Here is a 13,853-nt window from a genome sequence, read left to right as displayed (position 1 = left end):
CCCGTGGCGGCCGGGGTCGGCCCGGTGACGGCGGGCGCGCCGCCGTCCAGGGCGCGCGCGACGCCGAAGTCGATCACGCGCGGGCCGTCCGGTCCGAGCAGGATGTTGCGCGGGTTCAGGTCGCGGTGGACGATCCCGGCGCGGTGGATCGCGGCGAGCGCGGTGATCGAGCTGACCGCCAGCCGGTCCAGGTCGGTGCCGCGCCGGGGCCCGTGCCCGGCGACCAGGTCCCGCAGGGACGGCCCGGGAACGTACTCGCTGACGAGGAACGGCCGGTCGCCGTGCTCGCCGGTGCCGAGGAACCGCGCGGTGCAGAACCCGGCGACGCGCGGCAGCAGCGACAGCTCGCGGACGAACCGGGCCCGCGCCCGCGCGTCGTCGAGCAGCCGCTCGTGCAGCAGCTTGATCGCGACCGGCCCGTCCGGGCCCTCGCCGAGGTAGACCACGCCCTGCGCGCCGGAGCCGAGACGGCCGACCAGCCGGTGCCCGCCGAGCCGTCCGGGGTCCGCGGGAAGCAGGGGACGGACGGCGAACGGGGGGTTCGGAACGGCCATCGCACGTACTCCCCGGTTACAAAATCACGACCAATTGAATGCGATCCGCCGGCCGCTCCGTGTCATCGAAGAGTATATGTGCGTTCGACGCTCAGTGAGGGAACGGTGATGACGGAGATCCATTTCCGGCGGCACGCGCGGGCCTTCTCCGCGGCGGCCACGGCGTCCGCCCTGGTCCTTTCCGGCGCGGCGGGGTGCAGCGACCCGGGAACGACGATCGCGCGCATGACGGTCGGCGATCCGGGCCCCGATCCGTACGCCCCGAGGGCCGGGACCGACCAGCGGCTCGCCTCGGCGGGGTCCGGCGCGGCCGCCCCCGGCGGGAACAGCGCGGGCGACGCCCCCGGCCTGTACGGAGGGACGCGCCGGACGTCCCACTGCGACGCGGAGCGCCTGGTGGCGTTCCTGCGCGCGCATCCCGACCGGGCCGCCGCGTGGGCCTCGGTGCAGCGCATCGAGCCCCGCCGCATCGGCGCGTTCGTGGCCCGGCTGACCCCCGTGCACCTGCGCTCGGACACCCTGGTCACCAACCACGGATTCCGGGCCGGGAAGGCCACCGGGGCGCCCGCCGTCCTGGAGACCGGAATGGGCGTTCTGATCAATGAGTACGGCGTTCCCGTCGTAAAGTGCAATTGCGGCAATCCGCTGACTCCGCCCGATGCGAAACTCTCTCTCGGGGGATCGCGCTATACGGGCCCGTCCTGGCCGGATTTCCATACCGGAAAGGTGACGAGAATACAGCCCGGGCGCACGCCCGCGGAGGGATTCGTCCTTTCCGACCCGAACGGCCGCGACGCGTTCGTCCGTCCGCGCGGCACGCAGGGCAACGTGGACGGCCCGCGCGTCCCCGAGCCCCCGGTCGGACCGGCCGCACCGCGCGCCACGTCCAGCCCGAAGTCCGCCTCCAGCCCGAGGTCGACGTTCTCGGCCGAGAGCCACTTCTCCACACAGGCCCCACCGGCCTCACCCGCCCCAGCGAACCCGGCACCGGCCCCGGCCCCGCCGCCGCGGCAGACGCCCGACCGTCCCACGCCCGGGACGCCGTCCGGTCATGACCGGCCCGCGCCGCCCAGGCCCGGGGGCACCACGTCCGGCCCGCCTTCCGGTGGCCCGTCCGACGGTGGGACGGCCACCGAGGACCCGACCGGGACCGGGAGCCACCGCCCCACGGACGCCGGGACCCCGCCGCCGGACGTGACCCACGTCCCACCCGCGACCGATCCCCCGCCCGCGGAGAGTCCCTCCACGGACTCCGCAACCCCTTCCACGGCGGGCGCCAGGCATCGCTCGTCCCCCGTGGGGAACACCGATTCCGACAGGCGGAATCGGCCCTGACCAGGGAATGCGCTATCTTTGCTCATATGAGCAGTGCTTCATATGACGACCCGGCGACCGCGGGCGGCCCGATGACCGTGGACGGCCCGGCGGCCGCCTGCGCCGTCCGCGTCGTCGACTCCGCGAAGGTCGCCCACGTCTCCGCGGCCCTGCCGGACGCCGATGTGATCACCGAGCTCACGCAGGTGTTCGGGCTGCTGGCCGATCCGGGGCGGCTGCGCGTCATCACGGCGCTGCTCGAAGGGGGCGAGATGTGCGTCTGCGACATCGCCGCGGCGTGCGGGCATTCGGAGTCGGCCGTGTCGCACGCGCTGCGGCTGCTGCGCGCGAGCCGGGTCGTCCGGGTGCGGCGCGCGGGCCGGATGGCCTACTACCGGCTGGACGACTCGCACGTCCGGATGCTGCTCGACCTCGCCCTGACCCACGTCGGCCACACGAAGGAACGCGCATGAGCGGCGAGGAGACCGGCACCGGCGGCCACGCGGGAGCCACGGGAAGCCCCGCCCCCACCACCCGCGGCCATGACCACGACCACGGCCGGGCCGCGCAGCCCGCGAGCGGTTACGGGCACGGGCACGGCCATGGGCACGGCGTGGCCCCCGGCGCGGACCGCCGGTACCTCATGGGCACGCTGGCGCTGATCCTGGCGTTCATGGCGGGCGAGGTCGTGATCGGCCTGGTCGCCGGGTCGCTGGCCCTGCTGTCGGACGCGGCGCACATGCTCACCGACGCGTTCGCGATCGTGCTGGCGCTGGTCGCGATGCGGATCGCGGCGCGCCCGCCGCGCGGCGGCTACACCTACGGCCTGCGCCGCGCCGAGATCCTGTCGGCGCAGCTCAACGGCCTGACGCTGATCCTGCTCGCCGCATACTTCGTGTTCGAGGGCGCGATGCGGCTGGCCCGTCCGCCCGAGGTCCACGGCGCGCTGGTGTTCTGGACGTCGCTCGCCGGGATCGCCGTCAACCTCCTGGCGACCTGGCTGCTCAGCAAGGCGAACCGGTCGAGCTTGAACGTCGAGGGCGCGTTCCAGCACATCCTGAACGACCTGTACGCGTTCATCTCCACCACGATCGCCGGCGCGGTCATCTGGCTGACCGGGTTCTCGCGTGCGGACGCGATCGCCTCGCTGGTCGTCGCCGCGCTGATGCTGAAGGCGGGCTGGGGCCTGCTGAAGGAGGCCGGGCGGGTCCTCATGGAGGCGGCCCCGGCGGGCCTGGACCCGACCGAGATCGGGACCCGGCTCGCCGACCGGCCGTGCGTCCGCGAGGTCCACGACCTGCACGTCTGGGAGCTGGGCTCGGGCTACCCGGCGCTGTCGGCGCACGTGCTGGTGGACCCGGAGGGCGACTGCCACGGCGTCCGGCGCGATCTCCAGGAGCTGCTGCGGGACGGCTACGGCATCACCCACACCACGCTCGAGGTCGATCATGTCGATGACGAGTTCCACTGCGAGGACCCGCACGGCCCCCGGCACGTCCCGGACCACCTCGCCGAGGAGCCCGCGCCCGCGTCCGGCGGTCAGCCGCCCTGCGGCCACTGACGCGGGCGCTGACGCGGGCGCTGACGCGCCGGGGCGTCCGGCGCGTCAGTGGCGTCCCGTCGGCGGTTCAGAGGCCGAGGAGCTTGGCGGCGCCGTCCCAGCAGACGGCGCGCAGCCACTCGTCGCCCAGGTCGAGCCGGACGAGCCCTTCGAGCTGGTGGGCGTAGGGGTAGGGGATGTTCGGGAAGTCCGTCCCGAGCAGGACCTTCCCGGCGAGGCCGAGGTCGCGCAGGCGCGGGATCTCGCCCTCCGGGAACACTCCGAGGCCGCCGGTGAAGTCGACGAACGCCATGGTCGTGTCCAGGTGGACGTCCGGGTACCGGTCCGCGAGGTCGAAGAAGCCGGTGAACTCGGGCGCGCCGAGGTGGGCGACGACCGTCCGCAGGCCGGGGTGGCGTTCGAGGACGCCGCCGAACGGCCCGGGCCCGGTGAAGCCGTTGGCGACCGGGCCCGATCCCGCGTGGACGAGGGCGACCGCGCCGGACTCGGCGAGCATCCCCCACACCTCGTCCAGCTCGTCGGCGCGCGGGTCGAAGCCGCCGACCTGAAGGTGGACCTTGAAGACCTTCGTCCCGACCTCCAGGGCGCGCCGCACGTAGGACGCGGCGGACGGCTCGGGGAAGAACGTCCCGGTTGGGATGCATTCCGGCACGCGGGCCGCGAACTCGGCGGCCCAGCCGTTCAGCGCTTCGGCCATGCCGGGCTTGTGCGGGTACAGGAGCGACGTGAACGCCCGGACGCCCAGGGACCGCAGGTGCTCGACCCGCTCGTCCTCCGGCCACTTGTAGCGGATGGGCCACTCGTGCCCGACGAGCGGCCCGGCCTCGTCGAAGTAGCGCCAGACGGCCGCCGTCACGCGCGGCGGCATGAAGTGGACGTGGACGTCGATCAGGCCGGGCAGTCCGAGCTCACGCCAGACCCCCGCGACCCACGAATCCGAACGCGGTTCAGTCACGCCCGCGAGCCTAGCCGCCCCACGCCGTCCCCGCGGACCCGCCCAAGGTCAGGTGATCTCCGCGACCAGCAGCGGCAGGGCGGCGCGCAGCTCGCGCTGCCAGTAGGCCCAGCCCTGCGTGCCCCGGTAGAAGTGCGTCGAGACCGGGATCCCGAGCTTCTTCAGCTTCCCGGCGAACTCGACGCCGAGCAGGTGGGACAGGCCCTCCACGACGTCCGGGCCGGGCGCGGGGAGCGGGTCGAACGGGCCGGGCGTGCCGTCGCCGGACGCCACGTGCAGCCGGACGCCCGCGAGCCGGTCGGCCAGATCGTAGGGGTTGTGCCGGCGCCACACGACGCGCTGCTCGTCCGGATCGCCCCACACGTCCGTCCAGTCCGCGCCGCGCGAGCCGATCGCGACGGCCAGTTCGACGAGATCGGACACGTCCAGGCCGCCCGGATCGTTGTACAGGATGTGGAGCGGGCCGCTGAAGGACGCCGCGGCGCGGAACAGTCCGCGATGCCGCGCGGCGTACCCGAGCGCGCCCAGACCGCCGTGGCCGCATCCCGCGACGGCGCGGGCCGTCCCGGCGCCGTAGCCCCGTTCGAGGATCTGCCGCAGCTCGGTCAGGTGGAAGGTCTCCCAGCGCGGCACGCCGCCCACGCCCCGGTTCCACCAGTCGGTGTGGAGGCCGCTGGGCCCGCCGTCCGGCATGACGACGAGCACGCCGAGGTCGGCGGTCAGCTGCTCCACGTCGGTGTGGTCGGTCCAGGACCCGTGGTCTCCGCGCAGGCCGTGCAGCAGCCACAGCACCGGCCACGTGCGCTCCGAGCCGCGCCGCCAGCCCGGCGGCAGCAGCAGCCGGACGCGCGCGACGTCCGGGAGCACCGGCGACCGGACGGCCAGGTCGAGCACCCGCTCGCCGCGCCGCCGCTCGCCGACCACGGTCGCGCCGTCGTCGGCCGCGGGCACGGACGCGGGGGCCGGGCCGCCCGGGGCGATGGAGAAGGGGAGGGTCAGCGGCAGCAGCGAGCCCGAGGTCGCCGCGAGCCCCGCCAGGGCCGCGCCGGTGACCAGTCCGGCTCCGAGCCAGCCGCGCCGTCGCATCCGTCCGCCCCGCTCAAAACCTTCTATCTACCTGAAGGACGTATTCCCCGCGTCAAGGGCGTTATAACGCAGGGTAATCACGGAAAGGGTTGTTTTGCCGCGTTCGAAGGCCGAGTTGGAGACCGCGATCCGCGACGGATCGGGCCGGGCCGTGCTGATCGTCAACGCCAGGTCCCGGCGCGGCCGCCGCCTGAAGGACCGGGCGCGGAGCCTGCTCACGGCCGGTGGCCTGGAGTTCGCCGAGGTCGTCGCGGTCACCGACCCGACCGGGCTGCGCGCGCTGTTCCGCCGCGTCCTCGCGGACGCCCCCGACCTGGTCGTCGTCGGCGGCGGGGACGGCACGGTCGCCGAGGCCGTCCGGCACCTGGCGCACCGGGACGTGGCGCTCGGCGTCCTGCCGCTCGGCACCACCAACAACTTCGCGCGCAGCCTCGAGCTGCCCATGGACCTCGGCGGCGCCGTCGGCGTCCTGACGTCCGGCAAGGTCGCGGACGTGGACGTCGGCTGGTTCGAGGGCACCGGCGGCACCGCGGCCGGGGACGACCCGTCCGGCGGCGACCCGTCCGGCGGGCACGTGTTCGCGAACATGGTCAGCCTCGGGCTGTCGGTCGAGGTCGCGCGGCACGTCCCGCACGAGCTGAAGCGGGCGCTGGGCCGTCCGGCGTACGCGCTGACGGCGGCGCGGCTACTCCCCCGGCACCGGGCGTTCCGCGCCACGATCGAGATCGGCGGCGAGACCACCGAGGTCGAGACGCACCAGCTGAACGTCGCCAACGGCGCGCACCACAGCGGGCAGCGCATCGCGCGGGACGCCAGCGCCGACGACCGGCTCCTCGCCGTCTACCGCCTCGGCGACGGACGGCGGATGCGCCTGGCGTCCGCGACCGCCCGCCACGTCCTGACCGGCCCGTGGCGGTCGCTGGAGGAGGAGGCGTTCCTGACCACGCAGCAGGTCCGGATCACGACCGACCCGCCGCTCCCGGTCGACGTGGACGGCGAGATCCGCGCCCGCACCCCCGTCACGATCCGCCTCCTCGGCAACGCGCTCCGCGTCATCGTCCCCCAGTCCTTCATCGACACCTAGCCCGGAACCCGCGGGCCCCGGCCCCGGCGGGTCAGGACCGGAGGGCCTGCAGGTCCTCCTCGGTGAGGGTGAGTTCGCCCGCCGCCACGTTCTCCTCCAGGTGCGTGGGCGAGGACGTGCCCGGGATCGCGAGCGTCACCGGCGACAGCGCCAGGAGCCCGGCGAGCAGCACCTGGGCGGGCGTGGCGTCGTGCCGCGCGGCGACGGCCTTGAGGCGCGCGTCGTCCGGCACGCCGAACCCGCCGAGCGGGAAGTACGGCACGTAGGCGATGCCGCCGCGCTCGCACACCCGGAGCATCTCGACGTCGGCGGGCCGGGTGATGTCGAAGCGGTTCTGCAGGGCCGCGACCGGCGCGATCGCGCGGGCCTCGGCGAGCTGGGCCGCGTCCACGTGGCTGACGCCGAGGTGCCGGATGAGGCCCTCCTCGCGGAGCGCGGCGAGCGCCTCGAACCGCTCGGCGACGGACTCGCCGCCCGGCGCCTCGATCCCGCCCGGCCGCAGATACACCAGGTCGAGCCGGTCCAGGCCGAGGTCGCGCAGGTTGCGCTCGACCTCGCCGCGCAGCTCGTCCGCCGCGAGCTGCCCGGTCGGCATCGGCGCGCCGGGCTCGCGGCGCGGCCCGACCTTGGTCGCGATGACCAGGTCGTCCGCGTACGGGTGCAGCGCGTCCCGGATCATGCCGTTCGCGGTGAGGTCGCCGAAGAAGTAGAACGCGGCGGTGTCGATGTGGTCCACACCGAGCTCGACCGCGCGGCGCAGCACGGCCAGACCGGTCTCGCGGTCGTTGGCGGGCCCGCCGCGCTCGCTCGCGGGAAGGCGCATCGCGCCGAAGCCCATCCGCCGAACCTGCAGGTCGCCACCGATGTCGAAGGTCGTCATGGGGACGATCATGCTGCCGCGCGCCGCTTCGGACGAGCCGCTGGCACCAAGCTGCCAAACCACCGCCCGCGCTTTGCCGGGACGGGCCGCCGCCGGCCCCCGCGCTTCGCCGATCCCCCGCGCTTCATCGGAACCGGCCGCCGCGTAGGTCCGCGCGATGGCGGACACTGGTGCCGATGAGTACCGACCTTGATCAGAATGTCGTGCTGCGCGGAGAGCGCGAGCTGGTGGAGCGCGCCGCGCCGCTGTTCGCGGACGCGCGTGAGGAGTTCGTGTGCGCGGCGGCGCATCCGCGCACGTGGGCGCTGCCGGGCGCGCGCGAGCAGATCGTCGCCGCGCGCCGCGCGCGTCCCGACGTCCGCGTCTACAAGATGTACGGCAGCGAGGTGCTGGCGGACGACACGGCCGTCCGGCTCCTGACCGATCTCGCCGGGCGGGGCCCGCGCGTGCGGATCCTGGACTGCCCGATCCCGAACGAGACGATCGTCGTGGACCGCCGGGTCGCGGTGATCGCGGGCAAGACGCGTGGCGGCGAGCGCGAGTTCACCGTCGTCCGCACGCCCGCCGTCGTCTCGGGCATCCTCACGCTCTTCTGGGCGACCTGGCGCAACGCCGTCGACCTCGGCGACCGGACGGCCGAGATCCCGCCGCTGGGCGACCAGAGCCGGACCATCCTCGCGCTGCTCGCGGACGGCATGAAGGACGAGGCCGCGAGCCGTCGGCTGGGCATCTCGCTGCGCACCTACCGACGCCGCGTCGCCGAGCTCATGGAGCTGCTGGACGCCGACTCCCGGTTCCAGGCGGGCCTGCGCGCGCGCTCACTCGGTCTCGTCCCCTGACGCCCCCGCCCGGGCTCGGCTTGACACCACGCGACCACCACCCCTTAACTCTATAACTATGACTATAGATAAAGGGCCGTCGCCGATCGTGTTCCGGCTCGACCCCGGCTCGGGGGTGCCGACCTACCTCCAGCTCGTCCATCAGGTGGAACAGGCGCTCCGGCTCGGCCACCTGCGGCTCGGCGACCAGCTGCCGCGCGTCCGGGACGTCGTCGCGGGGCTCGCGATCAACCCGAACACCGTCCTGAAGGCGTACCGCGAGCTCGAGCACCGCGGCCTGGTCGCCGGACGCCGCGGGCAGGGCACCTTCGTCGAGCGCACCCTCGACCGCGCCGGAATCCGCGAGCAGGCCGACCTGCGCCGCACCCTGCTGGACTGGATGCGCGCCGCGTCCGCCGCCGGACTGGACGACGCGGGCATGTCCGCCCTGTTCACCGCCGCCCTCCTGGACCGCCACAAGGACACCGGCGCCGGCGGCGAGGGCCGGACGGAGGGGATCGCGTGAACGCCGTCGCGATCGAGGCGCGCGGCCTCGGCAAGCGCTACGGACGCTCCTGGGCGCTCCGCGACTGCTCCCTCAGCATCCCGGGCGGCCACATCGTCGGGCTGGTCGGCCCGAACGGCGCGGGCAAGACCACCTTCCTCAGCATGGCCGTCGGACTGTCCACGCCCACGGCCGGCGAGGTCCGCCTGCTCGGCGCGCACCGCGCGGGCTCCCCCGACGCGCTCGACATGGTCGCGTTCGTCGCCCAGGACGCCGCGCTCTACCGGAACCTGACGGTGTCCGACATGCTCCGCGTCGGACGCAGCCTGAACCGCCGCTGGGACGAGCGGACCGCCCAGGACCGGCTCGCCGAACTCGGCATCCCGCTCGACCGGCGCGTCGGCGCCCTGTCCGGCGGGCAGCGCGCGCAGGTCGCGCTCTCCCTCGCGCTCGCCAAGCGCCCCGGCCTGCTCGTCCTGGACGAGCCGCTCGCCGCGCTCGACCCGCTCGCCCGGCACGAGTTCATGTCCTCGCTGATGGCGGCGGTCGCCGAGGACGGCGTCTCCGTCGTCTTCTCGTCCCACGTCGTCGCCGAACTGGAGCGCGTCTGCGACTACCTGGTCGTCCTCCAGGACGGACGCGTCCAGGTGTCCGGCGGCGTCGAGGACCTGACCGCCGAGCACCACGTCCTCGTCGGCCCCGCCGACCAGGCCGACGAGGTCGCCGCGCTGCTCCCGGTCGTCCGCGAGCGCCGCGCGCACGCGCAGGCCCACCTGCTCGTCCGCTGCGCGGAGGGCTTCCCCGTCCCACCGGGCTGGCAACACCACCCGGTCACCCTCGAGGAGATCGTCCTGACCTACATGCGCGAACCGGCCGCGGCCGCGCTGCCCGGCCCGAAGGCGGTCGCCCGATGACCACGCTCCCGTCCTCGGCCCTCCCCCGGTTCGGCCCGGCCTGGGTCGCCTGGCGCCAGCACCGCTTCGCCCTCGGCGGGACGGCCCTGCTCTTCGCCGGACTCGCCGGCCTGCTCCTGCTCGGCGGTCTGGACGCCCGCGACACCTACACCCAGCTCGGCCTGGACAAGTGCGCGTCCTTCAAGTCGGGCACGCGCTGCGACCAGGCGTCCGTGACCTTCACCAGCCAGTACTCCACCGCGAACCTGCTGCTGATCTTCCTGCTGGTGCTGCCCGCGGCGATCGGCGCGTTCCTCGGCGGGCCGCTCATCTCCCGCGAGCTGGAGACCGGCACGTTCCGCTACGCCTGGACGCAGGGCGCGGGCCGCACCCGCTGGCTCGTCACCAAACTGGCCCTGATCATCGCCGGCCTCGTGGCCCTGAGCGCCGCGTTCGCCCCGGCCTACAAGTACTGGAACGCGCCCTTCGAGCACGCCCTGCCGGGCCGTTTCGGCGGCTACCTCCCGTTCGAGTTCGACGGCCTGGTGTTCCCGGCGCAGACCGTCCTGGGCTTCGCCATCGGCGTCTTCCTCGGCGTCCTGTTCCGCCGGGTGCTCGTCGGGATCGGCGCGTCCTTCCTCGTCACCTTCGGCCTGATCATGGCGACGGTGTTCCTCCTGCGCCCGCACTACATGCCCGCGCGCACCACCCTCGGCAAGATCGGCTCGGATGACTGGGGCATCGGCACCTCGTACCTGAACCCGTCCGGCCGCCCGGTCTCCTCCGCCGACTCGCACCTGCTCTTCGTGCGGTTCCAGGCCGAGAACCTCAACCGGCCCAACGCCCTCTTCCGCGACTGGCTGACCGCCCGGCACTACCAGATCGTCACCCACTACCAGCCCGCCGGACGCTTCTGGACCTTCCAGTTCATCGAGACAGGCTGGATGCTGGCCCTCGCCGCCGTCCTGGTCGCCGCGACCGTCTGGATGGTACGCCGCCGCATCGCCTGACCGGGCGACGGGCCCGCGTCCAGCCCCGCGGGCCCACTATGACGTCGCGATCCCGCCAGCCCCGTCGGCGGCGTCCCGGTTGGCTCGTCGCCATGACCTCCACCGCCGCCCCACCCGCTCCGCCCCGCTCCCGAACACCGGGCTGGCCCGCGGTGCTCGCGGTCACGATGGGCATCTTCTCCATCGTCACCACCGAGATCCTGCCCGTGGGCCTGCTCACGTCCATCGGCTCCGGCTTCACCGTCTCGGACGGCACGGCCGGTCTGATGATGACGATGCCCGGCTACCTCGCCGCCGTCGCCGCCCCGGTCCTGACCGTCGCGACCGCCCGGCTCGACCGCCGCCTGATGCTCTGCGCGTGCATGCTCCTGCTGGCCGTCGCGAACGTCCTCGCCGCGACCGCCCCCGCGTTCTGGGCGATGCTGCTCTCCCGCGTCCTGGTCGGCGTCGTCATCGGCGGATTCTGGTCGATCGCCGCCGGGCTCGCCGACCGCCTCGTCGCCCCGTCCCAGGTCCGCCGCGCGACCGCCGTGATCTTCTCGTCCGTCCCGCTGGGCTCGGTCTTCGGCGTCCCCCTCGGCACCCTCATCGGGGACGCGGCGGGCTGGCGCACGAGCTTCGCCGTCATGGCCGCGCTCTCCCTCACGGTCCTGCTCGCCCTGGCCGTCGTCCTGCCGCCCCTGCCCGCCGGACGGGCCACGCGCCTGACCGTCCTGCGCGGCGCGCTCCGCTCCGGGGGCACCTGGCGGGCCCTCGTGTTCACCGTCCTGATCGTCCTGGCCCACTTCGGCGCCTACACCTACGTGACGCCCTTCCTGAAGCAGGTCACCCACGCTCCCCCGACGGCGTTCCTGCTGGTCTACGGCGTCGCGGGCGTGGCCGGCAACTTCCTGGGCGGCCTCACGGTCGCCCGCCGCCCCGTCCTGACCTCGGCCGCGGCGGCCACCCTCATCGCCTCGGCCACCCTCGCCCTCCCCACGTTCGGCGACGACACCGTGGGAGCGGCCGTCCTCCTGACGCTCTGGGGAATCGGCTACGGAGCCGTGCCGGTCTGCTCCCAGGCCTGGTTCGCCGCCGCGACACCGGAGACCCCGGAGGCCGCGTCGGTCCTGTTCACCGCGTCCTTCCAGGCCACCCTCTCCACCGGAGCCCTGGCCGGCGGTCTCGTCGTCGACCGAACGTCCCCGTCCACCGTCATGCTCCTGGGCGGCGCGACCGCGGCCCTGATGCTCCTCGTCCTGCTAACGCGCCGCGGACAGCCACAGCACCTGAAGAGCACCCCATGAACCACGCGGCCCACGAGGCACGCACCTGATATCGAGCCGTCCGGCGCGAGCCCCTGGCCGTCGAGTTCAGCTCCCTCCTCCCGCGAAGTCGGCGTGATGCTCACTCGCCCAGGTGGCGTACGCCCGTGCCGGACGGCCCAGCAGCCGCCGTACGTCGTCGCTGGTGGGTCCGGCTTCGCGGGCGTAGTCGGCCAGCGACCCGAGCAGCCGCTCAGGTACCTCGTCGGGCAGGCCGGCGGCGAGCATGCCGCGGCGGATCTCCTCCGGGGCCGCCTCGACGAACGACAGGGTCCGGCCCGCCTCGCCGATCTCGGCGACCTTCTCCGGCTGGCTCAGCGACTGCTCACCGGTGAGCAGGTACGTCCGGCCGGCGTGCCGCGGCCGGGTCAGGGCGAGGACCGCCACCGCGGCGACGTCTCGCTCGTCGACGGTCGAGGTCCTCGACCGCCTGGAACTGCTGCCGGAAGCGCACGTGTCCGGTCCGACGATCGAAGAGAAACGCGTCACAGCACAGTGCATCGCGAACTGATCCGGCCTCCGGACAGGCATCCCCACTAAGCCACTAGTTCCCCTTGAGCACCTTCGGCCGAACCGCCATGTCGCCGCACGTGTTGTTGAACGAGCCCAGGATCTCGTACCCCTCGGTCACCGTCCCGTGCGGATCGATCGTCTCCGTCTCCGGATCCCCCGCCCGGAAGTCGACGTTCGTCAGCACATGCCCCGACCGGTCCTTCACAAGGAAGGTCAGCGCCCGCCCGGTCCGGTTACGGAACACCGCGGTCACGTCGAAGTTCTCCAGTGGCGGCGGCTCCGTCGGGCTCCCCTCCACCTGGCAATGGATGATCTGGGCGACCACCGGATCGTTCCGGAACCACCCGCTCACATGCGGCCAGGTGATGAACCCGCCGATCCCGAGCAGCACGACGACGCCCAGGACCGTCCCGCCCCGGGACCTCCGACGGCCGCGCGGCGACATCCGGTACAGCATCTCCGGCGGCAGATTCGACATGCGCGGGAGCATAACCACACACCCCACGAACCACCCCCGTTTCGTCGGCCCCGTCCTCCTCAGAGGTAGACGCTGACCTCGATGAGGTTCCGGTCCGGGTCCCGCACGTACACGCTGCGGATCGGTCCGGTGGCTCCCGTCCGCTCCACCGGCCCCTCCTCGATCTCGATCCCGTGCGCGGCGAAGTCCGCGACCACCTGCTCCAACGATTCCTCGGTGATCAGGCACAGGTCGGCACTTCCCGGTGTCGGACGCAATGCCTTGGGCTCGAACTCGTGCCCCGCCCGATGCAGATTGATCCTGCTGTGCCCGAACGTCAGCGCCTTCCGCCCGGCCCCGAAGGTCACCGCCTCCATCCCGAGGACGCGTGTGTAGAAGTCCACGGTGACGTCGATGTCGGCGACGGTGAGAACAAGATGATCAAGCCGCTCGATACGCATACGCCAACCCTAGAACCGACCTCCCGAGCACGCGATCAAGAGACCGCCCAGCAATAAAAAAAGCCCCCGCAATAGCGGGGGCCATAAAAGGAGTGGGGCCCGCCACAATGTGGCGGGCCCCACCCAATATAAGTCCGGCGGCGTCCTACTCTCCCACACAGTCTCCCATGCAGTACCATCGGCGCTGAGGGGCTTAACTACCGGGTTCGGGATGGGACCGGGTGTTTCCCCCTCGCCATAACCACCGAACGATCAACGCACAACCCCCCACAGAGGGCCGGCAAGTCTCGTCCGAGCCGTTAAAGCTCAGTATTCACATGTACGGAACCCAGTTGTTTCCTGGGAACCACACAGGGACGCGAACATCTCGAACAGCAGCGATTGGTTTGAACGCTCAGTGTGTTCAAGCCACTCGGCCTATTAGTACCGGTCGACTCCACACGTTACCGCGCTTCCAT

General features: G+C 73.0%; 16 protein-coding genes and 1 rRNA gene. 9 read left to right on the top strand and 8 right to left on the bottom strand.

The window, feature by feature from the left end; translation table 11 throughout:
* Window positions 1–554, bottom strand: a 554-nt coding sequence (locus tag EBO15_RS40380) for a serine/threonine-protein kinase (protein WP_147481879.1), incomplete at its 3' end; no start/stop codon positions are given.
* 108 nt (window positions 555–662) lie between these two features.
* Here EBO15_RS40380 and EBO15_RS40375 point away from each other — a divergent pair.
* The 3 genes from EBO15_RS40375 to EBO15_RS40365 are packed head-to-tail and all read left to right on the top strand — an operon-like array spanning window position 663 to window position 3,429.
* Entirely contained in the window at window positions 663–1,889 is a 1,227-nt protein-coding gene (locus tag EBO15_RS40375) for a DUF6777 domain-containing protein (RefSeq protein ID WP_122199732.1), read from the top strand.
* Between the two features lie 26 nt (window positions 1,890–1,915).
* Window positions 1,916–2,341 carry an ArsR/SmtB family transcription factor gene (locus tag EBO15_RS40370; RefSeq protein ID WP_233616802.1) on the top strand — a complete coding sequence of 142 codons (426 nt, stop codon included), beginning with the start codon at window positions 1,916–1,918 and terminating at the stop codon, window positions 2,339–2,341.
* Entirely contained in the window at window positions 2,338–3,429 is a 1,092-nt protein-coding gene (locus tag EBO15_RS40365; protein ID WP_122199730.1) for a cation diffusion facilitator family transporter, read from the top strand. Before EBO15_RS40370 ends, EBO15_RS40365 begins: the two co-directional genes overlap by 4 nt.
* Window positions 3,430–3,496: 67 nt before the next feature.
* Here EBO15_RS40365 and EBO15_RS40360 read toward each other — a convergent pair whose 3' ends face one another.
* Both EBO15_RS40360 and EBO15_RS40355 read right to left on the bottom strand, forming a co-directional pair.
* Window positions 3,497–4,384 carry an amidohydrolase family protein gene (locus EBO15_RS40360; protein ID WP_267898462.1) on the bottom strand — a complete coding sequence of 296 codons (888 nt, stop codon included), beginning with the start codon at window positions 4,382–4,384 and terminating at the stop codon, window positions 3,497–3,499.
* A gap of 48 nt (window positions 4,385–4,432) precedes the next feature.
* A complete protein-coding gene (locus EBO15_RS40355) occupies window positions 4,433–5,470 on the bottom strand; it encodes an alpha/beta hydrolase (protein WP_122199729.1) in 1,038 nt (345 codons plus the stop codon).
* A gap of 94 nt (window positions 5,471–5,564) precedes the next feature.
* Between EBO15_RS40355 and EBO15_RS40350 the strand changes: the two genes are divergently transcribed.
* Complete coding sequence (locus EBO15_RS40350; RefSeq protein ID WP_122199728.1) at window positions 5,565–6,554, top strand: diacylglycerol/lipid kinase family protein; 990 nt, start codon at window positions 5,565–5,567, stop codon at window positions 6,552–6,554.
* 31 nt (window positions 6,555–6,585) lie between these two features.
* Here EBO15_RS40350 and EBO15_RS40345 read toward each other — a convergent pair whose 3' ends face one another.
* A complete protein-coding gene (locus EBO15_RS40345) occupies window positions 6,586–7,434 on the bottom strand; it encodes an oxidoreductase (RefSeq protein ID WP_122199733.1) in 849 nt (282 codons plus the stop codon).
* A gap of 176 nt (window positions 7,435–7,610) precedes the next feature.
* On the opposite strand from EBO15_RS40345, the gene EBO15_RS40340 reads away from it, so the two are divergent.
* From EBO15_RS40340 to EBO15_RS40320, 5 genes are all read left to right on the top strand, one after another.
* Window positions 7,611–8,273: a response regulator transcription factor gene (locus EBO15_RS40340; protein ID WP_199745134.1), complete on the top strand. Its 663-nt coding sequence runs from the start codon at window positions 7,611–7,613 to the stop codon at window positions 8,271–8,273.
* 58 nt (window positions 8,274–8,331) lie between these two features.
* On the top strand, window positions 8,332–8,778 hold the full coding sequence (locus tag EBO15_RS40335; RefSeq protein WP_122199726.1) for a GntR family transcriptional regulator: 447 nt from the start codon (window positions 8,332–8,334) through the stop codon (window positions 8,776–8,778).
* A complete protein-coding gene (locus EBO15_RS40330) occupies window positions 8,775–9,671 on the top strand; it encodes an ABC transporter ATP-binding protein (RefSeq protein WP_122199725.1) in 897 nt (298 codons plus the stop codon). The genes EBO15_RS40335 and EBO15_RS40330 overlap by 4 nt, the downstream gene beginning before the upstream one ends.
* Entirely contained in the window at window positions 9,668–10,660 is a 993-nt protein-coding gene (locus tag EBO15_RS40325) for a hypothetical protein (RefSeq protein ID WP_122199724.1), read from the top strand. Before EBO15_RS40330 ends, EBO15_RS40325 begins: the two co-directional genes overlap by 4 nt.
* Window positions 10,661–10,752: 92 nt before the next feature.
* The gene (locus EBO15_RS40320) at window positions 10,753–11,946 is read left to right on the top strand and encodes an MFS transporter (RefSeq protein WP_233616801.1); all 1,194 of its coding nucleotides are present in this window, start codon (window positions 10,753–10,755) and stop codon (window positions 11,944–11,946) included.
* A 66-nt stretch (window positions 11,947–12,012) separates the two neighbouring features.
* Here the strand turns inward: EBO15_RS40320 and EBO15_RS40310 are convergent, their stop codons facing one another.
* The 4 genes from EBO15_RS40310 to rrf all read right to left on the bottom strand — a co-directional run bounded on the left by EBO15_RS40310 (window position 12,013) and on the right by rrf (window position 13,644).
* Entirely contained in the window at window positions 12,013–12,351 is a 339-nt protein-coding gene (locus EBO15_RS40310; protein WP_199745133.1) for a Rossmann-fold NAD(P)-binding domain-containing protein, read from the bottom strand.
* A 157-nt stretch (window positions 12,352–12,508) separates the two neighbouring features.
* The gene (locus EBO15_RS40305) at window positions 12,509–12,955 is read right to left on the bottom strand and encodes a hypothetical protein (RefSeq protein WP_147481878.1); all 447 of its coding nucleotides are present in this window, start codon (window positions 12,953–12,955) and stop codon (window positions 12,509–12,511) included.
* 59 nt (window positions 12,956–13,014) lie between these two features.
* The gene (locus EBO15_RS40300; RefSeq protein ID WP_122199720.1) at window positions 13,015–13,395 is read right to left on the bottom strand and encodes a VOC family protein; all 381 of its coding nucleotides are present in this window, start codon (window positions 13,393–13,395) and stop codon (window positions 13,015–13,017) included.
* A gap of 132 nt (window positions 13,396–13,527) precedes the next feature.
* Window positions 13,528–13,644: ribosomal RNA gene (gene rrf / locus EBO15_RS40295) — 5S ribosomal RNA — on the bottom strand.
* Window positions 13,645–13,853 lie beyond the last annotated feature (209 nt).

Origin of the sequence: Actinomadura harenae, from assembly GCF_003696215.1 — a bacterium.
Classification (GTDB): Bacteria; Actinomycetota; Actinomycetes; order Streptosporangiales; family Streptosporangiaceae; genus Spirillospora; species Spirillospora harenae.
This window is presented reverse-complemented; position numbering and strand designations above follow the sequence as displayed.

Excerpts from the sequence above, each read along its gene's own strand:
- EBO15_RS40375 (WP_122199732.1), top strand. The coding sequence starts at position 663 with ATGACGGAGATCCATTTCCGGCGGCACGCGCGGGCCTTCTCCGCGGCG.
- EBO15_RS40370 (WP_233616802.1), top strand. The coding sequence starts at position 1,916 with ATGAGCAGTGCTTCATATGACGACCCGGCGACCGCGGGCGGCCCGATG.
- EBO15_RS40365 (WP_122199730.1), top strand. The coding sequence starts at position 2,338 with ATGAGCGGCGAGGAGACCGGCACCGGCGGCCACGCGGGAGCCACGGGA.
- EBO15_RS40355 (WP_122199729.1), bottom strand. The coding sequence starts at position 5,470 with ATGCGACGGCGCGGCTGGCTCGGAGCCGGACTGGTCACCGGCGCGGCC.
- EBO15_RS40345 (WP_122199733.1), bottom strand. The coding sequence starts at position 7,434 with ATGACGACCTTCGACATCGGTGGCGACCTGCAGGTTCGGCGGATGGGC.
- EBO15_RS40340 (WP_199745134.1), top strand. The coding sequence starts at position 7,611 with ATGAGTACCGACCTTGATCAGAATGTCGTGCTGCGCGGAGAGCGCGAG.
- EBO15_RS40335 (WP_122199726.1), top strand. The coding sequence starts at position 8,332 with ATGACTATAGATAAAGGGCCGTCGCCGATCGTGTTCCGGCTCGACCCC.
- EBO15_RS40325 (WP_122199724.1), top strand. The coding sequence starts at position 9,668 with ATGACCACGCTCCCGTCCTCGGCCCTCCCCCGGTTCGGCCCGGCCTGG.
- EBO15_RS40320 (WP_233616801.1), top strand. The coding sequence starts at position 10,753 with ATGACCTCCACCGCCGCCCCACCCGCTCCGCCCCGCTCCCGAACACCG.
- EBO15_RS40305 (WP_147481878.1), bottom strand. The coding sequence starts at position 12,955 with ATGTCGAATCTGCCGCCGGAGATGCTGTACCGGATGTCGCCGCGCGGC.
- EBO15_RS40300 (WP_122199720.1), bottom strand. The coding sequence starts at position 13,395 with ATGCGTATCGAGCGGCTTGATCATCTTGTTCTCACCGTCGCCGACATC.